Origin of the sequence: Edaphobacter lichenicola (assembly GCF_014201315.1) — a bacterium.
Lineage (GTDB): Bacteria > Acidobacteriota > Terriglobia > Terriglobales > Acidobacteriaceae > Edaphobacter > Edaphobacter lichenicola_B.
On record NZ_JACHDY010000005.1, the window covers coordinates 66,601 to 90,275 of the forward strand.

Genomic DNA, 23,675 nt, shown 5'->3' on the forward strand with positions numbered 1-23,675 from the left:
CGTTAGCGTCACGTTAATTCCAGATCACGATAAGGAGGGGACGATGGGGAGTGACGATGGCGAGTTTGCGTCGAAGGTCATGAAGTTCGAGTCGGTGTTGCAGGTCAATGTCCCCAAGGGTCGGGATGGGAAACACAAAGAGATCATTGCGCAGCTGTTGGGCGATATTGCGCAGCTTGCGCCTGGGAGTGCGTTGAAGATCCCGCTGGCTCAGCTTCCGGATTCGAAGGAGAATGTCCGGTCGGCGTTGAGCAGGGCTGCCCGGCAGCAGAAGATCGGCTTGGCTACGTCTAGTAATGAGGAGTTTTTGTTTGTTTGGAAGACGGATTAGTCACGCTGGTCTGTAGAAACCCCTTCAAAAAGATGATTATGTCCTGCCGGACGGGCGCCCTGCGCGGGCGGCGGTCACTTCGTGACTTGTATACCCCTTCGGTTGGCGCTCCCGTTGGTCGCGATTGGATCTCGTGCCGACCAGCGGGAGGACCACGCGAAGCTCTAAAAAGGCGTGCGAACGCCCGCCTCCCGCGTAGGGAGCCCGTCCGGCAGGACTCAGTCTTTAGTAAGGGTTGGGCTGGTTGCTCAGGATCTCTTTGCCTCCGCTCTGGGTAATGAAGAAGGTCTTGCCGGGGAGCGAAGGTACGGGGTCGGAGAGACTCTGCCAGAGGAAGATGCGGCGGGGTTCAAGCCAACGGACTTTGAGGGAGAGGGCGTCCTCGAAGATGGGTGGAGCGTCGGGGAAGAAGGAGCCGTACCAGAGATTGGAGCTGCGGCCGTCGAGGATGTGGAGGTCGTTGCGTCCGAGGTAGAAGCCTAGGGTGCTGGCGCTCTCGTACTCGCCGTGGATGACGATGATGTCGCTGGGCTTGAGTTCGGGCTCGATGGCGGTGGCTAGCTGGCGGGAGCTTAGGACCGGGGAGAAGATTTGAAAGCCGATGTGGGAGGCCAGGACGAAGGCGAAGGTGGCGGCGGCGAGGCAGAGGTTCGCGGCGTGGGGCTGGTAGGCGCGGCGAAGGAGCCAGTTGGCGAGGGTGCCGGTGAAGAGCGCGATGGCGGTGAGGAGGAGCGGGTCGCGGAAGGCTCCCATGGCCTGGGCGTTGAGGTCGAGGAAGTGGCCGAAGGAGAGGGCGTAGTCGCCGGGATTTTGTTTGAGGAGGGAGGCGAGGTCTATGCCGGGGTTTGGCGGGGCGGAGTGGAGGAGGAAGAAGCCGGCGGTGAGGGAGGCGACGGAGCCTAGGACGAGGAGGACGACGGAGATGCGCTGGCCGGAGCGGACGAGGGGGTTAGGGACGGCGAAGGATTCGGCTTCGGTGGCTTCGCGGTCGAGCCATGCGGCGATGAGGAGGATCATGGCGGGAAGGGCGGGGAGGACGTAGTACTCCTGTCGGGTGGAGAGGGAGAAGAAGAGGACGGGGATGAGGGCCCAGAGACCGAGGAGTAGGCGGGTGTTTTCAGCGAGGGTCAGGGTGCGGATGGAGACTCGCGGGCGGAGGGTTTTGCGCCAGGGGACGGTGGCGAGGGCGCGGTAGAAGAAGCCGCTCCAGGGCATGATCCAGAGGAGGATGAGGGCCCAGAAGAGGGCGACGGGGACGGTGTCGTAGTCGCGGGGGACGCGGAGGTTGAGGTAGCGGAGGAGCTGCTCGTTGACGAAGTAGAACCAGAGCCAGCCGTGGACGTTGCCGTCGGTTGGCAGGGGGACGGACCAGTGGCCGTGCGAGAAGGTGAGCGCTCCGGGATGGCCCTGGGTAGGGTTGGCGAGGGCGATGAGGATGTGCCAGGGGGCGGCGATGAGGAGGAAGACGATGGTGCTGGAGAGGGGGTGGAGCTGGCGGATGCGGGTTAGAACGGCGCTTAGGCTGCGGCGGGTGAGTACGAGGTGGGCCAGGACGATGAGGAGGGGGAAGACGATGCCGATGAGGCCCTTGGTGAGGACGTTGAGGGCGCAGCAGGCGGCGAAGAGCCAGCAGAGGGTGAGGCTTGCGTGATGCGTGGAGAGCGTCGTTCCCATCCTTCGCGATGAGGCCGCGAAGGATGGGTTACCCGGAGTTCTTTGGTCGTGGAGAGCTGGGTCTTGTTCGTTTAGTTGAGATTGATCGGACTCGGTGGCCCAGTAGAAGAAGAGGGCGAGGGTGAGCCAGAGGCAGACGTCGGCGTCTGGCAGGAGGATGCGGGTGAAGATGAAGATGCCGAAGCTGGAGAGGAGCATGAGGCCGGCGTAGAGGCCGGCTCGGGGAGAGAAGGCGCGGCGGGCGAAGCCTTCGAGGAGGAGGGCGAGCGAGAGGACGGTGAGGGCGATGGGCAGGCGTGCGGCCGCGGTGTTGACGCCGAAGAGTTTGAAGCTGAGGGCCATGCTCCAGTAGAGGATGGGGGCTTTTTCGAGGTAGCGGATGCCGTTGGCGTAGAGGGTGACCCAGTCGTGGCGGAGGAGCATCTCGCGGGCGACTTCGGCGTGGACGGAGTCGGCGTCGTCGAGCAGCGGGGGGACGAAGAGGGTGAGGGTGGCGTAGAAGAGGAGCCAGAGGACGAAGAGAATGAGACGGTTTTTTGCTGCGGGCGACATGGCTGTCGGCGATCTTGATGTTTGCGACATGGGGGATGGGCGTTTCGTCTGCATGGTGGCGGAGGTGCGGGGCGTTAGGTGAGTTTATCAATGCGGTGTTGAGGCAGAGGTGTTCTGGTTGTTGAACACGCCGCTGATCGGAAAGAACGAGAAGTCGATGTTTTAGTTTGACGCGAAGACGAAATGCGGTGGTCTTGACGGATACCGCAGCATGAATCGGTTCGCTACAACTGAGAGCTGTGGCCGCAATCCGCTGCGTCGTGCGATAAACCGCACGACTTGGGTCGAGATGACGAATGTTTTTGGTGGTGGTCGCAAGGCTATGATGAGAAGCGTGTTGTTTGAGCGAGGCGTTCAGGTTGAGTGATGTGGTACGAGTTGCGGAGGTTGCGGGGCCGCCGACGGAGCTGATCTTTGGGGATTGGTATCCGGCGCTGCGTGCCGGGGAGCTGCAGGAGGGCAAGACGGCGAATGCGCTGCTGCTGGGGGTTCCGCTGCTGCTGGGGCGGAAGACTGGCGGGAAGCTGTTTGCGATGCGGGATCTTTGTCCGCATCGGGGGATTCCGCTGTCGGCTGGTTGGTTCGATGGGGAGACGGTGACGTGCAAGTATCACGGATGGAAGTTTGAGCCTTGCAGCGGGCAGTGCAGGGAGATTCCTTCGCTGACGAGCCATGAGACGCTCGACCCGACGAAGATCTTTGCGGGGGCGTTTCCTTGTGAGGAGCGCGATGGGTTTGCGTGGGTGTATCTGCCGGAGGCTGGCGCGGGGCGAGTGCAGGGGCTGGAGGCGCTGCCGCCGGTGCCGGAGGTGCCGAAGTTTTCGGCGAGGTTTCGGAGCGCGCATCTGGAGGCGGAGCTGCCCTGCAATGTGGATCACGGGATTATCGGGTTGATGGATCCGGCGCATGGGCCGTTTGTGCACCAGGCGTGGTGGTGGCGGTCGGCGGCTAGTATTCATGAGAAGACGAAGCACTTTGAGCCGTTGGGGGACCGGGAGAATAACGGGAGGAACGCGGGGTTTCGGATGTCGTCGCATGCTCCGAGCGCGAACTCGGCGCCTTATAAGTTGCTGGGAGTTTATGGCGAGCCGATTACGACGACGATTGATTTTGTGCTGCCGAATCGGCGGTATGAGACGATTCGCGCGGGGGATAAGTGGTTCTCGAGTCTGACTACGATTACGCCGGTGACTGCTTCGACTTGCAGGATTGATGTGGTTGCGGCCTGGAATGTTTTTTACTGGGTTCCATTTGTAACTTCTATTGCTACTTTCTTTGGGGCGCGGTTTGTGCGGCAGGATCAGGAGACGATGATCGAGCAAGCGGAGGGGTTGCGGTTTCATCCGGGGCTGATGCTGATCGATGATGCGGATAAGCCGGCGAAGTGGTACTTCGCGTTGAAGCAGGCTCGGTTGAAGGGGACGGGGGAGCATCCGCTGAGTGGGCCGGTTACGCTGCACTGGCGGAGTTGATGGGTTGGTCTTTGAGGGTGACCCCTACCGTCAAAGTTGCGCAAAGTCTTCTAAAAATTATGGTTAGGCTTGGACTCCAAGTTTGATCGCGCCGATAGTTGTGCGGAGGCCTGGGACAAAAAAATAAACTTAGTGGATCGGCGAGCGGTAGAAGGCGGGCGCCGAGCGAGATTCGCGGCGTTTGCCTTGTCGAGAGCATAAAATGTCATAAGCTCGGGTTGGTTCGCGGACCTGCGATTCCGCTTCCTGTAGCATCCTCCGGCCCCTCCCCGATAGAGACTCGGCTCCGCTCCAAAACAGTTCACAGGCACCCTCGGAATCACGGGCCCCTACGTTTCCTGAAAAGGAGAGCAGGCCATGGCATTTACGAGTTCAGGACTACCGAATAATGGGAAGACCGCCCATTATCAGATTTCGTATGACTCGACACTGTCGCCGGTGGATGGAGTGGCTCGCGCGCTGGATCTTTTTAACATATGCGAGGCGGACTTTGCGCTGATGTCGGGCTGGTTCGCCGGCGTCAATTTGATTTTTAATTTTCCATTGCCGGTGCAGATTGTGAATGCGTTTGGCGGAGCCAGCTGGAGTGATCCGAGTGGATTTCAACTTATCTTTGGTGCCAGTCCGACGATCACAATCAAACCGGGCTCTGGCACGTCAGTGAATTTGCTTCGGTACCTGCTGGTTTCGGAGGTGACGGAGATGTTCATGGTCTCGAAGAACAACCAGTGGGCGGAGCCAACTTCGCTTTTTCAGGGCGGAGACGAGGGGAGCATGGGCGAAGGCCTATCGCGTTTTCTTGGGGTGCAGTTCCAGTTGGCGAATGGGATCGGCGGGGTGCCGCCGCCGGGAGCCGGGGTGGTTCCGGTTTGGCTGAACGGAGCGCGGCCGGACTTTGTGAACAACGATCCAGACGATAACAGGCCGGATATAGTGACTGGTTGCACGACGCTGTTTATCTACTATCTTTTCAACCAGCTCAATTTCAGTATTCAGCAAATCATCAATGCGGGCGCGTCGAACCTGGCGGGCGTCTATCAGAATCTGACTGGGCAGCCTGATGGGTGGGGTTCGTTCCTTGATTTGGTAAACAGATATTATCCGCCTGTATTTTCTCCTTATACCCCGAAGGGCGACAACATCTTTCCGGTGTCGGATCTGAACGCGTTTTTTCCGCCGAATCCGATTACGTGCGGATATGGTCAAACGACCCTGATCTCGATTGATCGGCCTGCGATGGCGCAGGTCAATGTTGTGCTGACGAGCGATAATCCGGGGCTGGTTCAGGTTCCAGCGACGGTGACGATACCGGTGGGGGGCACGTCGGCTCCGGTCACGATCTCTACGACGGCGATTCCGATTCCATTCGCGCCTCAGATTGTGAATCTGCATGCGAGTTATGCGGGGAAGACGATCACGGTAGCGTGTGAGGTGGTTCCACCGTACCTTACGGGGCTTACGATTGCGCCGGCGAAGGTGACGTGCGGGACAATGCGACTGGAACGATTACGCTGAGCCAGCCGTCTCTTTCGGGGCCAGTGGTGGTGACTATGCTCAATGGGTCGACATTTGCAAATGTGCCTGCTACGGTTACGATTCCGCAGGGGGTGGCTTCGCAGAGCTTTGTGATCACGACGCCGAATATTCCGATTCCGTTCAAGACGGCGATTTGTTCGATTTACGCGATGTATGGGAGTTCGTCGGCTTCTGCGGTGTTACTGGTTGCTTCGCGGGTGATTGCGCCGATTATGAGTTCGTTGACGGTTTTTCCGACGACGGTGACGATTGGGGAGATCAGCCGGGGGACCGTGACACTGGTGGAGGCGGTGCCGATGCCGGCGGTGATTGCGCTTGAGGCGATGGACCCTACTGTGGGGCCGGGGGGTCCGCTGCCGCTGCCGGGCTCGAAGTCATCGATTGCGAGCGTGCCTGCTTCGATTACGATTCCGCCGGGGCAGACTGTGGGGATTTTTAATATCACGACGCATGGAATTGTTTCTCCGGGCACGCATCATTTTGTGAAGATTGTGGCGGGAGGGATTCCGCTGATGTATGCGGCTTTGACTGTGAATGCGTGAGGGTGATGGTTGTACGTGATTCGTGAATCCAATCAATCCTCGCAAAGGAGGATTAGGGGATTTGCGGAGTCGCGGCCTCGGGTCTGGGCGCTGGCTCAAAAAGGACCGCGATTGCTCCCGAGTGGTCGGCAATTTGGAAGCAAGAATGTGGACGTAAAAACTCGAATTGTCTGGAACCTGGTGGCTAGAAGGCGCTGACGCCCTCTTCTATGACTAGCTGGTCGACCTTGATGTTCATGGTCTCGCCTAGTTTCTTGAAGCCTTCCTTCCATTCATCGGTCCAGTAGTTGGTGTCGCTGCGGCGGAGGAGATCGTTCCAGATGTTCTGGGCCTGCCAGATGTTTACCTCGAAGGGCATCTTGTGAATGGTCTCGGCGACTTCGAGGGCAGCGGCGAGAGCATCGGCGGCCTGGGGATCGCCGGCGGCTGCAGCTTCAAGGCGAACCATGGCGCGCTTCATGCGCTGGCCGGTGGTGTAGCTGAGGAGGGTTGTGTCGAGGGGGATCTGGTCGGCTTCGGCGCGGGCGAGGAGCGCTTCGATGTCGGTGAAGTCGAAGGGGTCGGCCTCGATGGCCTGGCGGAGGCTGGCGTTGATGGCGAAGCGGGCGGCGGTGGCGAGGGCGGGGGGGGCGGTCATGCCGGACTCGGTGAGGAAGTGCATGAGGGAGGCGTGGTCTTCGTAGATCTTGCGGAGGGAGTGCTCCATCTCGGAGACGGTCTGGTTGAGGATGGTGCTGAGGATGCGGTGCTGCTCGTCGGCGAACAAAGAGGTGAGGGAGTAGGCGGTCGGGGATTGACCGGGGGCTTCGCCCTGGCCGAAGAAGCGGTCGATGAGGCGGATGACCTCGGGGAGGTTGGCGCGGCGGATGGCGGTGCTGATGTCGGTGGAGAAGGTGGCGAAGGCTTCGACCTCGGCGGGGTTGGTGGAGTTGTAGGCTTTGACGGCGGCGGATAGGTTCTGGTCGCCGAGGTGGAGGACGGCGAAGCAGAGCTCCTCGCTCTCTTCGGTGATGCGGGAGTAGAGGAGTGCGCGGCCGAGGGCGACGCGGCCGCGGCCGGAGTTGAAGACCTCCTGGCCTTCGCGATGGACGTCGAAGCAGAAGAGCTCGCCGTGCTCGGGATAGGCGCGGAAGATGGAGCTGATGGCGTAGTGGGCGCCGACTTGCTCGAGGCCGATCTTCATATTGGTGACGTAGCGGCGGTAGACTTCGGAACCGTCGCCCATCTCGGGGACGTTGCTCTTTGCGCGGGCGAGGCGGGTGAGGAACTCGGCTTCGAGGGCTGCGCCGGGAGGGCCAAAGAGTTTGGCGGCGAGCTGGAGGACGCGGCCGGCGTAGGCGATGATCTGGATGGTTTCGATGCCGGAGATCTCGTCGAAGAACCAGCCGCAGCTAGTGTACATGAGCTGGGTGTGGCGTTCGAGCTCCATGAGTTCGAGTGCGGTGACACGTTCGTCTTCGGCGAGGTGGCGGATGGTGTGGTCGGCGAAGAAACGGATGATGGAGGCGGGAGAGCGGTCGAGGACGACCTGAATGTAGGCGTCGCGGGCGAGCCAGAGATCTTTGAAGAGGGATTGGGAGAGTTGTTCGGCTAAGGGCGCGGTGGCATCGCGGAGGTAGTCGAGGGCGTCGCGCAGGGGGGCGCGCCACTCTTGATTCCAGCCGGCCTTGCCGCCGTTGCAGCCGCAGTTGGAGCGCCAGCGTTCGACGCCGTGGGCGCAGGACCAGGAGGTGTCTTCGGCGACTTCAGCCTCCCACTTGGGCGGGAACTTTTCGAGGAACTCGCCGTAGTTGGTGAGCTTGGCTCGTCCGCCTTCTTCGATCCAGTGCATGGCGTAGGAGAGGGCCATCTCTCCGTGTTTGTGGTGGTGGCCGTAGCTTTCGCCGTCGGTGGCGACGTGGGAGAGCTGGGCGATCTCGGGGTCGCCGGGGGATGCGGGGTGAAAGCCTCCGAGGAGTCGGCTGCCGAAGTTTTCTCCGCTGTTGAGGAGGCCTTCGAAGGCGATGGCGCGGGAGCCGGGGCCGTCGTAGAAGAAGACGGCGATGCTGCGGCCTTCGTCGAGTTTGACGAGGTAGGGATGGGTGGTATCGACGTTGGCGCTGGGGGTCTGGGCCCAGGGTTCTTCGGCTGGGGCGGCTGCTGCGGCGACGGGGTCGAGGTTTGGTTTGGAGGTGGTGCCTGCGGGTGGATCGAGTCGGCGGACGCGGGCGCACTGGACGGGAGCGAGGATGGTGAACTTGATGCCCTCCTGCGCCATGAGGTCGAGTACGCTGCGGTTGACTGCGGTCTCGGCGAGCCACATGCCTTCGGGTTTTCGGCCGAAGCGGGATTCGAAGTCGGCGATTCCCCAGCGGATCTGGGTGAGGGCGTCGCGGCGGTTGGCGAGGGGCATGATGATGTGGTTGTAGACCTGGGCGACGGCGGAACCGTGGCCGCTGTAGCGCTGGGCGCTGACCTTGTCGGCATCGACGATCATGCGATAGGTGCGGGGGGCTTTGTCTGCGAGCCAGCTGAGGAGGGTGGGGCCGAAGTTGAAGCTCATCCGGGCGTAGTTGTTCATGATGCGGATGATTTCGTTTTGCTTGTTGGTGATGCGGGAGGCCCCGTTGGGGGCGTAGCACTCGGCGGTGATGCGGTCGTTCCAGTCGTGATAGGGGGCGGCGGAGTCCTGGACTTCGACGGTTTCGAGCCAGGGGTTCTCGCGGGGCGGCTGGTAGAAGTGGCCGTGGATGCAGACGAAGCGGGGGGCTTCGGCGGCGGAGGGTTTGCTCTTTGCGGATGTCTTCGACTTTGCCATTGATCCTTTTGTCCTGCCGGACGGGCCTCCTGCGCGGAGGGCGGTCACTTCGTGACTTGTGTACCTTTTCTTGGCGCTTCTAGCTGCATGGGGCCTCCCGATGGTCGGCGTGAGGATGCTTTGCTCCGACCAACGGGAGGATCTATGCAGCTCAGTCTACCGGGACAGGGTATACCCGTCACGAAGTGACCGCCCTCCGCGCAGGAGGCCCGTCCGGCAGGACAAGGTGTTGGATGCGGTTCAGGGCCTGGAGTTCAGGTCTTGGAGTCGAGAGGAAGAGTGAGTTTTCCGGCTGCTAGGTCGCAGGCTCGCCAGAGATACCAGCTCGCGACCGAGGACCAGGGCTGCCATTTTTTTGCGCGGCGATGCATGACGTCGGGCTTGGGGAGATCGGCGGGGGTGACCTTGTCAGTGGGTTTGAGTTTGCCGAAGGTGAGGGCAAAGCCTTTGCGGACGCCATAATCATCGACGGGCAGGACGTTGGGTCGGCCGAGACGAAAGATGAGAAGCATCTCGACGGTCCAGCGGCCGACGCCGCGGACCTGGGTGAGGTGCTCGATGATGGCCTCGTCGGACATGCGGCGGATGCGGATGAGGGTGGGGACGGTGCCGTCGATGGTTTTGGCTGCGAGGTCGCGGAGGGCGAGGGACTTGTTGTGGGAGAGGCCGGCGGCGCGGAGCTGCTCGTTGGGGCAGTCGAGGAGGTGCTGGGCGGCGAAGTGCTCGTTGGCGGTGACGGGGTAGAAGCTTTCGAGCAGGCGGCGGTGGATGGTGGCGGCTGCTTTGCCGTGGAGTTGCTGGTAGATGATGCTCTCGACTAAGGCCTCGAAGGGCGATTGGGTGCTGGAGACGCGGAGGGTGAAGGGGCCGGCTCGTTCGATGAGCTTGCCTAGTCTGGGGTCGGCGGCGGATAGATCCAGTAAGGCCTGGGCGGCATCATAACGGGGAGAGCGTGGAGTGTGGTGTGGACGCGGCATGAGACTGACGGTATCGCAGGAGAGGCGCGAAAGTCTTGTGCGCGATTAGCAGAATTCGGACTAAGTTGGTTTGCATTTACAAGTCCGATACGTTTCGGGCAGGGTAGATGTAGTGGTCAGTTTCAGCCGGTGAACGGGCATGCACGAGATGTAGTGGATGGGATTTGAAGCGGGTTCGATAATCGGATGTTGCAGCAGGAAAAACAGTTGCGAGTTGTTGTGGATGAGTTGAGGTGGGGTTTTCCACTGCTATACTCTGAGTTTCGAAGACAGATATTTTTCGGGGCGGCTGCGATTGCGGACGCTCCGGTCGCCGCGTATGGATTGCGCGGCAAAGTGACAGCGCAGTATTTAATTTTTTGACAGCAACTTCTCAACCCCTAGCCGAAGGTAATGCAGAGGAAGCAGGAACGCACTCATGGCGCAAGTTTTTGACCGTAGTTCGAACGCGCTGGCTCGATTCAGCCTTGTCTTGACGGGCGTAATCGTCATCGCGCTCGGCGTAACGCTCGACCAGCTACAGCGATCACCGTGGGTGACGCGGCAGGGCCAGCGGCCGGATCAGCCGATACCGTTCAGCCACAAGCACCACGTTGAGGGACTTGGCCTGCAGTGCCAGTACTGTCACACGCAGGTGGAGAAGGCTGCGTATGCTGGGATTCCTCCGACGAAGACCTGTATCAATTGCCATGCGCAGATCTGGACCAACGCCGAGCTGCTGGAGCCGGTGCGGCAGAGCTGGGCGACGGGCGCTTCGATTCAGTGGATCCGGGTGCATGACCTGCCGGACTACGTTTACTTCAATCACGAGATTCACGTGAATAAGGGCATCGGCTGCGCGAGTTGTCATGGACGCGTGGACGAGATGCCGCTGATGTATCAGCAGAACACGCTGCAGATGGAGTGGTGTTTGAACTGCCATCGTAATCCGGCGGTGAACCTGCGGCCGACCAGCGAGATCTACAACATGGCGTGGGCTGGACCTTCGAGCGAGAGGCCGGTGTGGTGTACGAGCACGGTGACCGGCGGTGCTACGGCGCAGAATGTTAGCTGCACGACGACCAATCCTTCGGGCAAAGGGCCGGAGGTGGCGATGTTGCAGATGAACACCGAGGCGAATGGGCCGACGTCGAGCGATGTGCCTCCGCTGGGGATCACGATGCCGGCGAGCTATCAGAAGTTTACGAACCAGATGGATCTGGGCAAGTATCTGACGGCTCAGTACCACATCCGCAATCCGGAGCAGCTGTCGAGCTGTGAGACGTGCCACCGATGAAGACGACTGGGAATCAGATTGGGAACAAGACTGGAACAGACGAGACGATGGCTGAGATGAAAGCACCAGCAGCAGGACAACCCGTAGTGGTGACTCAGATTGCCGCTGCTCAGATTGCACCGGTGAAGTTGACGCTTGCTGAGGTCCATGCGAAGCTGGATGGCAAGACGGGGCGACGCTTCTGGAAGAATCTGGACGAGTTGGCGGATACGCCGGCCTTCCACGAGTTGATGAGGGAAGAGTTTCCGCGGCAGGCTGGGGCGGGCGAGTGGGTCGATGCGGTGAGTCGGCGCGGCTTCCTGAAGGTGATGGGCGCGTCGCTGGCGCTGGCTGGGTTGGCGGGTTGTACGAAGCAGCCGGATGAGCCGATCTTTCCGTACATCAAGCAGCCTGAGGACCTGGTTCTCGGCAAGCCGATGTACTTTGCTACGGCGTATCCGTTTCCGACTGGCGCTATTCCGGTGCTGGTGAAGTCGGATTCGTTCCGGCCGATCAAGGTGGATGGCAACCCTGAGCACCCGATGTCGAAGGGCAAGTCGGACGCGTTTACACAGGCGACGCTGCTTGATCTGTATGATCCGGATCGTTCGCAGCATGTGTTGCATCGCGGCGAGGTTTCGTCGTGGGGTGAGTTTCAGCAGGCGTTTGCTACCGCTGCGAAGAAGACCTCTGGTGGACAAGGCATCTATTTCCTGAGCGAGACGATTACCTCGCCGACGCTGGCGGCGCAGTGGAAGCAGGTGCAGGCGGCGTATCCGCAGGCGAAGATGGTGCAGTGGGAGCCGGTGAATCAGGACTCCTCGCGCGCGGCCTCGAAGGCGGCGTTCGGCAGCTACACGGATGCGCAGTACAAGATCGAAGAGGCTGACGTTATTCTCTCGCTCGATGCGGATTTCCTGGGTGGCATCGCTCATCCGGGCTTCCTGCCGCTGGCTTCGGGCTATGCGGAACGGCATCGGTATGAAGAGGGCAAGACGATGAATCGGCTGTACGTCGTCGAGACCATGCCGACGGTGACAGGGTTCAAGGCGGAGCATCGGCTGGCGCTGAAGCCTAGTGAGATTGCAACGTTTGCAACGGCGCTTGCGGCCCATGGGTCGATTGCGCAGGAACAGTATCATCAAGTGATTGATACGTTTAATCCGCAGTATGCCAAGTTCTTCCTGACGGTTCTTGCCGACTTGAAGAACAGTGGCGGAAAATGCGTCGTGATTCCTGGCGAGCAGGCTTCGCCGGCGGTTCATGCGGCGGCTTATGCGCTGAACTCTTCGCTGGGCGCTGTCGGCAAGACGGTGATCTACACCGAGACGGTGAACCCGATGCCGAGCGAGCAGGTCGCTGATCTGAAGTCACTCGTTGTCGATATGAAGGCTGGTAAGGTTCAGTGGCTGGTGATGCTCGGCGTCAACCCAATCTATTCGGCACCGTGGGATCTTGGGTTCAGAGACGCCTTCGCGAATGTTCCGGTGACGGCACAGCTTGCCTCGCATGTGGATGAGACGGGCGCGATCTCGAACTGGCATATCAATAAAGCGCATTACCTCGAGAGTTGGTCGGATGCGCGTGCGTACGACGGAACGATCTCGATTATTCAACCGATGATCGATCCGATGTATGGTGGCAAGTCGGCGCACGATGTGCTGCAGGCGCTGCTGGCGGATCCGCAGCAGTCGGCTTACGACGTGGTTGTTGCGAATGCGAAGACCTACTTCAAGGGCGATTTTGCTACCTTGTGGCGTAAGGCGCTGCATGATGGCTGGGTAGAAGGAACCGCGTTCACGGCTAAGGCTGGTGGGGCGGGTAAGAGCGCTGTGGCTTCTTTCCCGGCAGCTGCCGCTCCGAGCGGACTTGAGGTTTCGTTTCGACCTGATCCTTCGATCTACGATGGTCGTTTCGCGAACGTGGGCTGGCTGCAGGAGTTGCCCAAACAGGTGACGAGCCTGAGCTGGGATAACGCGGCCATCATGAGCATTAACACGCTGGCGGAGTTGAAGCTGGATGAGTCGGATCCGGTGAAGATTTCGTTGAACGGCCGCGAGGTGATTGCGCCGGCGATGATGATTCCGGGGCATCCGGATGGCGTGATCACGGTTCATCTTGGCTTTGGGCGTGGCGTTGAGGCTGGCCGTGTGGGCCAGGGTGTCGGATTCGATGCTTACCAGATTCGCACCACCGACGGGCTGTTGTCGGTCTCAGGTGCGACTGCGAAGAAGGTTCCGGGAACGTACGATCTTTGCATCACGAAGGTCCACAACATCGAGCATCGCGGCAGCTTTGCACAGCACGATCTGGAGAAGCCGCTCTCGGATAAAGACGGTGTGTACTCTTTGGCTGGGCATGAGGCGGAGGAGCGTTCGATCATTCGCTACGCCACGGTCGATGAGGTCAAGAAGAATCCGAACTTCGCTCATGAAGGCGGGGCGAGCGGCACGCTGATAGACAAAGTGGGTTACTCGCCGCAGGGTGAGAAGGTGCCGCACGACAACTCGTTCTTCCCGGATAACTGGAACTACGAGAAGCAGGACCCGTCGACGCTGAAGATTCAGAATGCCTGGGGAATGGCGATCGACCTGAACAGCTGCATTGGCTGCAATGCCTGCATCGTCAGCTGCTATGCGGAGAACAATATCCCCGTCGTCGGCCGTGAGCAGGTGAAGGTTGGGCGCAACATGCAGTGGCTGCGCATCGATACTTACTTTGAAGGCGATCTGCATGCACCGAAGGCGCACTTTCAGCCAATGGCCTGCCAGCACTGCGAGAACGCGGGCTGCGAACAGGTCTGCCCAGTGGGTGCGACGGTGCATACGCCCGAGGGCCTGAATACGATGGTTTACAACCGTTGCGTGGGAACTCGTTATTGCTCGAACAACTGCCCGTATAAGGTTCGCCGGTTCAACTTCCTGCTGTACTCGGACTATGACACGGAGAGCTTGAAGTTCATGCGGAATCCCGACGTGTCGGTTCGTTCGCGCGGCGTGATGGAGAAGTGCAGCTACTGCGTGCAGCGGATTGAAGCGGCAAAGATTACGGCGGATAAGGAAAATCGCGAGATTCGTGACGGCGAGATTGTGACGGCGTGCCAGCAGGCCTGCCCGACCAGCGCAATCACCTTCGGCAATATCAACGACAAGGCAAGCAAGGTGGCAAAGATCAAGGCTGAGGAGCGCGACTACCAGGTACTCGCCGATCTCAACTTCCGTCCGCGCACGACCTATACGGCCGGAGTCATCAACCCGCATCCGGAGCTGGCATAATGGCGACTAAAGGACCCATGCAGGACCCGAGCGTCGATCCCGTGATTGATCCCATGATCGACCCGCGTACTGGCGAGTACGCAGTGATTGCGCCGGGCCATAACTTCAAGTCGGTGACGCAGAAGATTGCTGGCATCGTGCTGACGTCGAACACTCCGCTGGGCTGGTTCTTCGGCCTGATCGTGGCCGCCGGTGTCACTATGGGGCTGGTGGTCGGCTGTACCTGGCTGTTCCTGAAGGGCGTTGGAATCTGGGGTGTTACGATTCCTGGCGCGTGGGGATTCGCGATCATCAACTTTGTGTGGTGGATCGGTATCGGCCACGCAGGTACGCTGATCTCGGCGATTCTGCTGCTGTTCAAACAGACCTGGCGCAACTCGATCAACCGGTTTGCGGAGGCCATGACGATCTTTGCGGTGGTCTGCGCGGGAACGTTTCCTCTGATTCACGTTGGCCGGCCCTGGCTTGCGTACTGGCTCTTCCCTTACCCGAACACGATGAACGTGTGGCCGCAGTTCCGCAGCCCGCTGGCCTGGGACGTCTTCGCGGTGTCGACGTATGCCTCGATCTCGATCATCTTCTGGTATATCGGAATGATTCCCGACTTCGGGACGCTGCGCGACCGTGCGACGATGCCGGCTGCGAAGTACTTCTACGGGATGCTGTCGCTGGGATGGCGCGGATCGACCCGGCACTGGATTCGCTATGAATCGGCTTCCCTGCTGCTGGCGGGTCTTTCAACGCCGCTGGTGCTCTCAGTGCACACGGTCATCAGCTTCGACTTCGCGGTGGCGGCACTGGCTGGGTGGCATACGACGATCTTCCCTCCTTACTTCGTTGCGGGCGCGGTGTACTCGGGTTTTGCCATGGTGCTGACACTGGCGATTCCGATCCGCAAGTTCTACCACATGGAGGATCTGGTTACGCTGCGGCACCTGGACAACATGGCCAAGGTGATGCTGGCGACGGGCTCGATTGTGGCTTATGGGTACGGCATGGAGGTCTTCATGGCATGGTTTTCGGCCAGCCACTGGGAGTTCTTCATGATGTGGAATCGTATGTTCGGGCCTATGGGATGGGCGTACTGGATCCTGATCCTGACCAACATCGCGATTCCGCTGACGACGCTCTGGTCGCGCAAGCTGCGGGTAAACGTGACGTTCCTGTTTATCCTGTCGCTCATCGTCAATACGGGCATGTGGTTTGAGCGCTTCGTCATCGTTGTTACCAGTCTTTACCGCGAGTATCTGCCTTCAAGCTGGGGGACCTACCGCGCGACGAAGTGGGACTACATGATCTACGTGGGAACGATGGGCCTGTTTACGTTCCTGTTCTTCCTGTTTGTTCGCTTCCTGCCGATGATTCCGATGTCCGAGATTCGAATGATGCTGCCGCAGACCAAGGTCACACGCGGCGTCGATGCCGAGACAGCCACTGAGGAGACCGCCTGATGCCGCCGCGCGAAGGAGTTTACGGATTACTGGCCGAGTTCAATACGCCCAGTGAGTTAGTTCATGCCACTGAGGAGGCGCATCGTGCGGGCTATCGACGCATGGAGTGCTATACGCCCTATCCGGTGGAAGAGGCGGCTGAGGCGCTGCACTTCCATAAGACGCGCGTCCCGTTGGTATGCCTGATCGGTGGCTTGATGGGGGTAACGACGGCGTTCCTTATGGAGACCTGGATCAATGTGTGGGCGTATCCGTTGAACATTGCCGGCCGCCCGTTGTTTTCCTGGCCTGCGTTTATCATTCCGGCCTACGAGTGGACGATTTTGTTTTCAGGGTTCTCGGCGGCTCTCGGAATGATCGCGCTGAATGGTCTGCCGCAGCTTTATCATCCTGTGTTCAACGCACCGAACTTCAGGAATGGCGCGACGACCGATAAGTTTTTTCTGTGTCTCGAGGCAGTCGATCCGAAGTTCTCGCTGAGCGAGACGCGGGCTTTCCTTGAGCAGTTCCCTGCGGTCTCCGTGGTGGAGGTGGATCATTAATACGCAAGTGAGATTGACATCCCGGCGTCTTGGCCTCGCCACCGCAGCGTTGTCCCTGCTGGTTGTGACGGGCTGCCGTCAGGATATGCAGAATCAGCCGAAGTTCTTTCCTCAGCGTGGCACTGACTTTTATGCGGACGGTCGCTCTGTTCGCCCGCAGGTTGAGAATACGGTTGCGCGAAATCAGCTGCATGAAGACGGCTACTTCTATACCGGGCTGGTGAATGGGAAAGAGGGCGATGGTATGCCCTTCCCGGCGACGATGCAGGTGTTAGAGCGCGGGCAGGAGCGTTACAACGTCTACTGCACGCCGTGCCACTCGCGGGTAGGCAATGGGATCGGCATGATTGTGCAGCGCGGGTATTCGAAGGCTGGTAGCTTTCATTCGGCTCGGCTCGAGACTGCGCCGCTGGGACACTTCTTTCATGTGATCTCGAATGGGTATGGTTCCATGCCTGACTATTCGTCGCAGATTGTGCCGGCAGACCGCTGGGCGATTGTCGCTTATATCAAGGCACTGCAGCTGAGCCAGAAGGCAACGCAGGCCGATGTGGCATCGGGCGCTCATGTTGAGCCGCTTGCCAGCATAGCCGAACGGGAGGGCTTGCCGGCCTCCTTCGCCGATGAGTGGGTGCTGCCTCCGACTGCTGTGACGGGTACGCCTGACAACGGACTTTATGTGCTCCCTGTTACGGGAGCTGGTGCTGCTGGAACGACGGCGGCTGCACCATCACGAAACAACGCAGCTGCGCCGGCGGCGTCTGCCGGACAAACCGCACCGAAGCAGTAACCTCGGAAGCTTCCGAACGAAGGCTTGAAACGCATGTCATCTGGACACGAACATAACGGCGGGCAACACGATCACTCCCACCACGGGCCGCGAGTACTGCCTGCGTCGCTTGCTGCGCCGGAGATTCTCTCGGCGTGGCGGATGCGCGCGCTGATTGTCTTTGCGGTCGCCACGGTTGTCTCCTTGGTTGCTTTCTCGTGGAGTCATGAGGGACGCAACCATATCCTTCGCGCGTACCTGTTGGGCTACATGATCTGCTTCACCTTCGCCGGCGGTGGACTGGCCATGCTGATGCTGCAGTACGTTAGCGGCGGTAAGTGGGGGCTGTTGCTGCGACGCCCGCTCGAAGCGATGACACGCACGATCTGGCTGGTGGGCCTGATGTTCGTGCCTATCATCTTCCTGTGGAAGCATCTTTATCAATGGGCGGCGTTCCCGACTGCTGGAGCGGTGGCTCAGGCTTTGTCGAATCACGCCGTGTCGCTTGAACAGGCGATGACGCTCAATGCCAAACGGGCCATGTTGAATCCGGCTGCTGCGATCTTTCAGACGGTCGTGATCTTTGCGATCCTCGGTACGTTCGTGTTTCTCCTCAATAAGTGGTCGCTTCAGCGTGACGCCGATCCGGAGCGTGGGACCGAGCCAAGCTTTGACCGCTGGCGGGTGAAGTTTGAGAACCTGAGCGGCATTGGAATTTTGATCTACGTGATCCTGCTCACGGATGGTGCGATCGTCTGGATCAAGTCGCTGGACATCACCTGGTACTCGTCGATCTGGGGGCTGCAGTTCCTGGTTGGACAGGGGTATGCGGTACTCGCACTTAGCATTCTAACGGTGATCCTGCTGTCACGGTTTGAGCCGATGAAGACGATGCTGCGGGCGACGGAGCAGCACGATTTGGGCAAGCTGGCATTCGCGTTTGTGATGCTCAATATCTACCTTTGCTTCGCCGAGTTTTTGATCATCTGGTCGGGCAACGTGCCGGATGAGATTCCCTGGTACTTGAATCGGATTCATGGTGGATGGTGGTATGTCTGCTCGGCGGACTTCATCTGTCACTGGCTGATTCCCTTCTGTCTGCTGCTGTCGCGCGACTTGAAGCGGAACAAGCAGAAGATGATCTGGCTGACGTGTTTCATGATCTTCGCCCGTTGCCTGGATATGTTCTGGCTGATCGAGCCGAACTTCGCGGATGCCGCGGGTAACCTCCACCTCACGAATAACGTTGGAATTCTTGCCTACATCACGGTCCCCGTGGCGGTGATCTCGCTGTGGAGCTGGATTTATATGAGAGAACTGCAAGCACGTCCTTTGCTCAATGTGAACGATCCTCACGTTGAAGAGATGTTGGAGCCTGAACATGCCCACTAACGATCACGAGATGCATCAAACGCCAGGCCCGCACGACCAGCATGTCCGTGATGCGGACTCGCCCGGATATGAGACGACCGATGTCAATGCCGGCGGTGTGGCTGTGTTTCTGGCTGGCCTGTTCGGGTTCGTGCTGGTCTTCTTTGTCTTCTGTTTTGTGATGGGTAAGGTCATCAACTCAGCGATTGAAAAATCGGATGGGCCGACGACCAAGTGGAACAAACTTTCGGACTTTGCTGGCGCGGAGACGACCAACGGCAAGCGTCAGGACCTGGCCAGCAACCCGGAGATGCAGCAGAGAGAGTTTCAGCAGATGACGTCGACCTTTCCGGAGCCACGATTGGATATTGATGACGGCAATCAGGCGACGGCGGATATGCACGCGCGAGAGGATCTTCTGCTCGACAACTACAGCGTGACTCCTGCGGAGAATGGTTCGATCCGGATTCCGATCTCTCGTGCGATGGAGTTGATCGCGCAGCGTGGTCTGCCGGTCAACAGTCAGGCGGCAGCGGCTACCACGGAGATGGCTGGAGACGAGAAGCCGGTGGTTTTGGCTCCGTTGACCTCTGGATTTGCCCGTACTGGTTATGAGCTTGAGGTTATCGAAGCGCGGGAACAAAAGATGAGCTATGGCAAAGCAGAAGCAGCTAGTCAGGCAGAGCTTGCTCCTGCGAAGTAAAGGATTTGCTCGGACAGATTTAGCATAGAGAGAGAGAGAGATGAGATACGGGCCGACAATTCGGGGTGGGTGGCAGGCGGCGATTCTCTGCTGCGCGCTGCTGGGCGGTCCCCTGTTTGCCCAGGTCTCAAGCTATGGGGATAAGCAGAGTGGCGATAACTCCGGCGATCAGTTGCCGCAGGTGCTGCAGAAGGTTGGAGTTTCGCAGCATCTGAACCAACAGCTTCCACTGGACGCTTCGTTTGTGGACGACACAGGGAAGACTGTGAAGCTGGGGGACTACTTTGGGAAGCATCCCGCGATTCTTTCGCTGGTTTACTACAACTGCCCCATGCTGTGCTCTGAGGAACTGGACGGATTGACCGGAGCCCTGGAGATGGTGAAGCTGACGCCTGGGAAGGATTTCGATGTGGTCATTATCAGCATCGACCCGAGCGAGACGCCAGAGACTGCAGCTGCGAAGAAGGCTTTTTATGTAAAGCGCTACGGGCGTCCGGAGACGGCTTCCGGTTGGCACTTCCTTACTGGACAGCGGCCGGCGATCGATGCGGTGACAAATGCGGTCGGCTTTGGATACGTCAAGGTTCCGGGACCCGATGGCAAGCTTACTCAGTTCGCTCATGCCAGCTCGATTGAGATTGTTACCACAGACGGCAAGCTAGCGCAGTACTACCTTGGAGTGGAGTACTCGCCGAAGGACATGCTGCTGGGGTTGATCGACGCTTCGGGCAACAAGATTGGTTCTCCGGTTGCGAACATTTTGACCTACTGCTATCACTATGATCCGCAGACGAATAAGCACTCCCTGATCATCGCGCGTGTGGTGCAGTTTGGCGGCATGGTGACAGTGGCAGGATTAGGCGGCTTCATGTTTTTGATGTTTCGACGAGATGTCAACTCCGCGCGCGAACACGACCTGACTAAGAAAGAGAACGGATAAAGGGTAACGATGCATATCAGTCCAGTCCTGTGGCAATTTTTGGTGAAGTGGCTCAACGCTTCGGCGCTCTTTCCGCGCGAGGCGTCGACCATCGCGCCCTACGCTGACGCGCTCTACTTCTTCCTGCTGTTGATCACGGTGGTTGGTCTGACGCTGGTGGGCATGCTGATCTTCGGTTTCTCGATCCGGTATCGCAAGGAGAAGCACCCGGTCGCGGTCCAGGTGGAAGGCTCGACTTTGCTTGAGGCGACCTGGACCATCATTCCTCTCGCTCTCTTTCTGATTGTGTTTGTCTGGGGCGCGTTGTTGTACTTCCGCATCTACAATCCCCCGACCAATGCGATGAATATCTATGTTGTCGGTAAGCAGTGGATGTGGAAGGCGGAGCATCCGGGCGGGCAGCATGAGATAAACGCGCTGCATGTACCGACTGGCCGTCCTGTGCAGCTGACGATGATCTCGCAGGATGTGTTTCACAGCTTTTCTATTCCTGATTTTCGCGTCAAGCGCGAGGTGATTCCAGGGCGCTACTCGACGGTCTGGTTTCAGGCCACGACTCCGGGGACCTACCATATCTTCTGCACACAATATTGCGGGACGAATCACTCGGCTATGATCGGCGAAGTCACTGTACTCAGCCCGGATGACTACGATAAGTGGACACAGGAGTCCACCAGCGGGATGTCGCTGGCTCAGAATGGCGAGAGGCTCTTTGCCAGCATGGGATGCAACGCGTGCCATTCGGGAAGTGCGGCGGCGCGTGGGCCAAATCTTGCGGGTGTCTACGGCTCGAAGCTGCAACTGGCCAGCGGGTCGCAGGTTCTGGTCAACGACGCATATCTGCGTGACGCGATCCTGAATCCTTCGCAACATATTACGGCTGGATATGCGCCGATAATGCCGACCTATCAAGGACAGATCAGCGAAGACGGCCTGATCGATCTAGTCGAGTACATCAAAGCTATGCAGACCAACTACCGTGTGCAGCAGACGCTGACCACGTCACAGTCGAACCAAACGGCGCCGACAACGCCAGGGACGGTGAAGCCATGAGTGCAACCCACACAATCGTCAACCTGCCAGATCAGAGAACGGCTACGATTCCGAAGCGTAACTATCTGAACAATGAGGATGGGCTGCTCAGCTGGTTGTTTACTGGCGACCACAAGCGCATTGCGATCCTGTATCTGATCTCGATCACGTTCTTCTTTTTCATCGGGGGTGCGTTTGCGGGCCTCATCCGGTTGGAACTGCTGACGCCACAGCCCGATCTGGTGGCTTCGGACACGTATAACAAGTTCTTCTCGATGCACGGCATTGTGATGATCTTTCTGTTTCTTGTGCCATCGGTGCCGGCGACTCTGGGGAATTTCCTGATCCCGATCATGGTTGGCGCGAAGGACCTGGCCTTTCCCAAGGTGAATCTGCTGAGCTGGTATCTGTACTGGATCGGCGGTCTGTTTACCATGGCCGCGCTGGTTCTGGGTGGCGTCGATACGGGTTGGACCTTCACGACTCCTCTGTCGACACATTATTTGAATACCCATGTGGTCACCGCCGCTACGGGGGTTTTCATCATTGGATTTTCGTCGATCTTTACGGGATTGAACTTCATCGTTACGATTCACCGGATGCGGGCGCCTGGAATGACGTGGTTCCGTATGCCGCTGTTCTGCTGGTCAAATTACGCTGCGTCGATTTTGATGGTGCTTGGAACGCCGGTTCTGGCGATCACGCTGGTCCTCGTTGCTCTCGAGAGGCTGGTTGGGATTGGCGTCTTCGATCCGACTAAGGGCGGCGATCCGCTGCTGTTCCAGCATCTTTTCTGGTTCTACTCTCACCCTGCGGTTTACATCATGATTCTTCCGGGCATGGGTGTGATCTCTGAGGTGATTAGTACCTTCAGTCGCAAGCGGGTGTTCGGTTATACGGCGGTCGCATTCTCGTCTGTGGCGATTGCTCTGTTCGGGTTCTTTGTCTGGGCTCATCATATGTTCATCATGGGTGTGTCCAACTACTCGGCGCTCGTGTTCTCGCTGCTGACGATGCTTGTGGCGGTTCCTTCGGCGATCAAGATCTTCAACTGGGCGTTTACGTTGCAGAAGGGGTCGATTACGTTTGAGACTCCGATGCTCTACGCCTTCGGGTTTCTTGGACTCTTTACGATTGGTGGAATGACGGGAGTCTTCCTGGGCGCGTTGGGCATGGACATTCATCTGACCGAGACCTACTTCATCGTCGCTCACTTTCACTTTGTGATGGTGGGTGGGATGTTGATGGCGTTTCTGGCGGGCATCCACTTCTGGTGGCCGAAGATGACCGGGCGTATGTATCCCGAGTCGCTCTCTAAGCTTGCAGCGGTTACGACCTTCATCGGATTCAACCTGACCTTCCTGCCGCAATTCATTCTTGGCTACCTGGGAATGCCGCGGCGCTACCATGCTTATCCGCCTGAGTTCCAGGTGCTGAACGTACTGTCAACGGCGGGAGCTACGGTACTCGGCGTTGGTTATATGTTGCCGCTGCTGTACCTGGGTTGGTCGCTGAAGTATGGTGCGATTGCAGGCAACAACCCATGGCAGGCCACCGGGCTTGAGTGGCAGATTCAGTCTCCACCGTTGACCGAAAACTTTATCGAGACGCCAGTCGTTGATCATGAAGCTTATGACTACGAATGGCTCGCCCACAAGACTGCACAAGAGGTGACGACCGTTGGATAATGCGATCGTAGCTACGCATCCGCACACGCACGAGACTGCGGTTGCGGCGGAACATGAGCACGTCGTTCTGCCACAGCACCGCCATCACTTCGAGACGAAGGAGCAGCAGCGCGAGGCTGCCACGTTTGGCATGTGGCTGTTCCTGCTGACTGAGATCATGTTCTTTGGCGGGTTGTTCTTCGCCTATCTGCTGTACCGCAACTGGTACCATGATGCGTTCGTCGTGTCCTCCAATCAGCTAAGCATTCCTCTGGGTGCGGCTAACACTGCCATTCTGATTACCTCGGGATTTTTTATGGCGCTCGGGGTGTGGGCTGCGGAGGTGCAGAAGAAGGGGCTTCTTGTTCTCTTTCTGGTACTCACGACCTTCTTCGGGGTCGCCTTTCTCGGTATCAAAGCGGTTGAGTACCACGAGAAGTGGGAGAAGCATCACATCCCAGGGGCGCACTTTGATGTCTCTCAATTCATCAATCCGCAGGCGTATGGGTTGAAAGAGAAGCCGCTCGCTCCTGACATGGCGCAGAAGACACAGGTCTTCTTCTTCCTCTATTTTGCGATGACCGGCATGCATGCCTTTCACATGATTTTGGGAATTGGGCTTTTGTTCTGGCTCACATGGCGCGCTAATCGAGGGGAGTTCTCGTCAGGGTATGTCGCGCCTATCGAAAACTTCGGATTGTATTGGCACTTCGTGGATATCGTCTGGCTCTTCCTGTTTCCCTTGCTTTATCTGATCAACCGACACCCCGGCTACTAGCCGCGACTGCA

18 protein-coding genes are annotated in these 23,675 nt (G+C 58.8%); 15 read left to right on the top strand and 3 right to left on the bottom strand.

What is annotated here, in order from left to right:
- The first annotated feature begins 43 nt into the window (after positions 1 to 43).
- Positions 44 to 331: a hypothetical protein gene (locus HDF09_RS15730; protein ID WP_183768031.1), complete on the top strand. Its 288-nt coding sequence runs from the start codon at positions 44 to 46 to the stop codon at positions 329 to 331.
- Between the two features lie 225 nt (positions 332 to 556).
- Here HDF09_RS15730 and HDF09_RS15735 read toward each other — a convergent pair whose 3' ends face one another.
- Positions 557 to 2,557: an ArnT family glycosyltransferase gene (locus HDF09_RS15735; protein ID WP_183768033.1), complete on the bottom strand. Its 2,001-nt coding sequence runs from the start codon at positions 2,555 to 2,557 to the stop codon at positions 557 to 559.
- Positions 2,558 to 2,898: 341 nt separating this feature from the next.
- Between HDF09_RS15735 and HDF09_RS15740 the strand changes: the two genes are divergently transcribed.
- The 3 genes from HDF09_RS15740 to HDF09_RS15750 all read left to right on the top strand — a co-directional run bounded on the left by HDF09_RS15740 (position 2,899) and on the right by HDF09_RS15750 (position 6,107).
- Positions 2,899 to 4,029, top strand: coding sequence for a Rieske 2Fe-2S domain-containing protein (locus HDF09_RS15740; protein ID WP_260181368.1), 1,131 nt, complete (start codon positions 2,899 to 2,901; stop codon positions 4,027 to 4,029).
- 357 nt (positions 4,030 to 4,386) lie between these two features.
- On the top strand, positions 4,387 to 5,544 hold the full coding sequence (locus tag HDF09_RS15745) for a hypothetical protein (RefSeq protein WP_183768035.1): 1,158 nt from the start codon (positions 4,387 to 4,389) through the stop codon (positions 5,542 to 5,544).
- Positions 5,511 to 6,107, top strand: coding sequence for a hypothetical protein (locus tag HDF09_RS15750; protein WP_183768037.1), 597 nt, complete (start codon positions 5,511 to 5,513; stop codon positions 6,105 to 6,107). Before HDF09_RS15745 ends, HDF09_RS15750 begins: the two co-directional genes overlap by 34 nt.
- Positions 6,108 to 6,291: 184 nt before the next feature.
- On the opposite strand, the gene HDF09_RS15755 is transcribed toward HDF09_RS15750, so the two are convergent.
- A complete protein-coding gene (locus HDF09_RS15755) occupies positions 6,292 to 8,904 on the bottom strand; it encodes a DUF3536 domain-containing protein (protein ID WP_183768039.1) in 2,613 nt (870 codons plus the stop codon).
- A 254-nt stretch (positions 8,905 to 9,158) separates the two neighbouring features.
- Complete coding sequence (locus HDF09_RS15760; RefSeq protein ID WP_183768041.1) at positions 9,159 to 9,881, bottom strand: DNA-3-methyladenine glycosylase family protein; 723 nt, start codon at positions 9,879 to 9,881, stop codon at positions 9,159 to 9,161.
- A gap of 418 nt (positions 9,882 to 10,299) precedes the next feature.
- Between HDF09_RS15760 and HDF09_RS15765 the strand changes: the two genes are divergently transcribed.
- The 11 genes from HDF09_RS15765 to HDF09_RS15815 are packed head-to-tail and all read left to right on the top strand — an operon-like array spanning position 10,300 to position 23,664.
- Entirely contained in the window at positions 10,300 to 11,157 is an 858-nt protein-coding gene (locus tag HDF09_RS15765) for a cytochrome c3 family protein (protein WP_183768043.1), read from the top strand.
- Positions 11,154 to 14,411 carry a TAT-variant-translocated molybdopterin oxidoreductase gene (locus HDF09_RS15770; RefSeq protein WP_183768045.1) on the top strand — a complete coding sequence of 1,086 codons (3,258 nt, stop codon included), beginning with the start codon at positions 11,154 to 11,156 and terminating at the stop codon, positions 14,409 to 14,411. Before HDF09_RS15765 ends, HDF09_RS15770 begins: the two co-directional genes overlap by 4 nt.
- Complete coding sequence (gene nrfD / locus HDF09_RS15775) at positions 14,411 to 15,862, top strand: NrfD/PsrC family molybdoenzyme membrane anchor subunit (RefSeq protein WP_183768047.1); 1,452 nt, start codon at positions 14,411 to 14,413, stop codon at positions 15,860 to 15,862. Before HDF09_RS15770 ends, nrfD begins: the two co-directional genes overlap by 1 nt.
- The gene (locus HDF09_RS15780; protein WP_183768064.1) at positions 15,862 to 16,404 is read left to right on the top strand and encodes a DUF3341 domain-containing protein; all 543 of its coding nucleotides are present in this window, start codon (positions 15,862 to 15,864) and stop codon (positions 16,402 to 16,404) included. Before nrfD ends, HDF09_RS15780 begins: the two co-directional genes overlap by 1 nt.
- A 7-nt stretch (positions 16,405 to 16,411) precedes the next feature.
- A complete protein-coding gene (locus HDF09_RS15785) occupies positions 16,412 to 17,194 on the top strand; it encodes a c-type cytochrome (protein WP_311719707.1) in 783 nt (260 codons plus the stop codon).
- A 33-nt stretch (positions 17,195 to 17,227) separates the two neighbouring features.
- A complete protein-coding gene (locus HDF09_RS15790) occupies positions 17,228 to 18,565 on the top strand; it encodes a hypothetical protein (protein ID WP_183768066.1) in 1,338 nt (445 codons plus the stop codon).
- A complete protein-coding gene (locus HDF09_RS15795) occupies positions 18,555 to 19,247 on the top strand; it encodes a hypothetical protein (RefSeq protein WP_183768068.1) in 693 nt (230 codons plus the stop codon). The genes HDF09_RS15790 and HDF09_RS15795 overlap by 11 nt, the downstream gene beginning before the upstream one ends.
- Before the next feature lie 40 nt (positions 19,248 to 19,287).
- Positions 19,288 to 20,187 carry an SCO family protein gene (locus HDF09_RS15800; RefSeq protein ID WP_183768070.1) on the top strand — a complete coding sequence of 300 codons (900 nt, stop codon included), beginning with the start codon at positions 19,288 to 19,290 and terminating at the stop codon, positions 20,185 to 20,187.
- A 9-nt stretch (positions 20,188 to 20,196) separates the two neighbouring features.
- A complete protein-coding gene (gene coxB, locus HDF09_RS15805; RefSeq protein WP_183768072.1) occupies positions 20,197 to 21,240 on the top strand; it encodes a cytochrome c oxidase subunit II in 1,044 nt (347 codons plus the stop codon).
- Entirely contained in the window at positions 21,237 to 22,907 is a 1,671-nt protein-coding gene (locus tag HDF09_RS15810; protein ID WP_183768075.1) for a cytochrome c oxidase subunit I, read from the top strand. Before coxB ends, HDF09_RS15810 begins: the two co-directional genes overlap by 4 nt.
- Positions 22,900 to 23,664 (top strand): cytochrome c oxidase subunit 3, encoded by a 765-nt coding sequence (locus tag HDF09_RS15815; protein ID WP_183768077.1) that lies wholly within the window; start codon positions 22,900 to 22,902, stop codon positions 23,662 to 23,664. Before HDF09_RS15810 ends, HDF09_RS15815 begins: the two co-directional genes overlap by 8 nt.
- The last annotated feature ends 11 nt before the right edge of the window (positions 23,665 to 23,675 follow it).

Coding starts and splice junctions, on each gene's coding strand:
- HDF09_RS15730 (WP_183768031.1), top strand. CDS start 44: ATGGGGAGTGACGATGGCGAGTTTGCGTCGAAGGTCATGAAGTTCGAG.
- HDF09_RS15735 (WP_183768033.1), bottom strand. CDS start 2,557: ATGTCGCCCGCAGCAAAAAACCGTCTCATTCTCTTCGTCCTCTGGCTC.
- HDF09_RS15745 (WP_183768035.1), top strand. CDS start 4,387: ATGGCATTTACGAGTTCAGGACTACCGAATAATGGGAAGACCGCCCAT.
- HDF09_RS15755 (WP_183768039.1), bottom strand. CDS start 8,904: ATGGCAAAGTCGAAGACATCCGCAAAGAGCAAACCCTCCGCCGCCGAA.
- HDF09_RS15760 (WP_183768041.1), bottom strand. CDS start 9,881: ATGCCGCGTCCACACCACACTCCACGCTCTCCCCGTTATGATGCCGCC.
- HDF09_RS15765 (WP_183768043.1), top strand. CDS start 10,300: ATGGCGCAAGTTTTTGACCGTAGTTCGAACGCGCTGGCTCGATTCAGC.
- HDF09_RS15770 (WP_183768045.1), top strand. CDS start 11,154: ATGAAGACGACTGGGAATCAGATTGGGAACAAGACTGGAACAGACGAG.
- nrfD (WP_183768047.1), top strand. CDS start 14,411: ATGGCGACTAAAGGACCCATGCAGGACCCGAGCGTCGATCCCGTGATT.
- HDF09_RS15780 (WP_183768064.1), top strand. CDS start 15,862: ATGCCGCCGCGCGAAGGAGTTTACGGATTACTGGCCGAGTTCAATACG.
- HDF09_RS15790 (WP_183768066.1), top strand. CDS start 17,228: ATGTCATCTGGACACGAACATAACGGCGGGCAACACGATCACTCCCAC.
- HDF09_RS15795 (WP_183768068.1), top strand. CDS start 18,555: ATGCCCACTAACGATCACGAGATGCATCAAACGCCAGGCCCGCACGAC.
- HDF09_RS15800 (WP_183768070.1), top strand. CDS start 19,288: ATGAGATACGGGCCGACAATTCGGGGTGGGTGGCAGGCGGCGATTCTC.
- coxB (WP_183768072.1), top strand. CDS start 20,197: ATGCATATCAGTCCAGTCCTGTGGCAATTTTTGGTGAAGTGGCTCAAC.
- HDF09_RS15810 (WP_183768075.1), top strand. CDS start 21,237: ATGAGTGCAACCCACACAATCGTCAACCTGCCAGATCAGAGAACGGCT.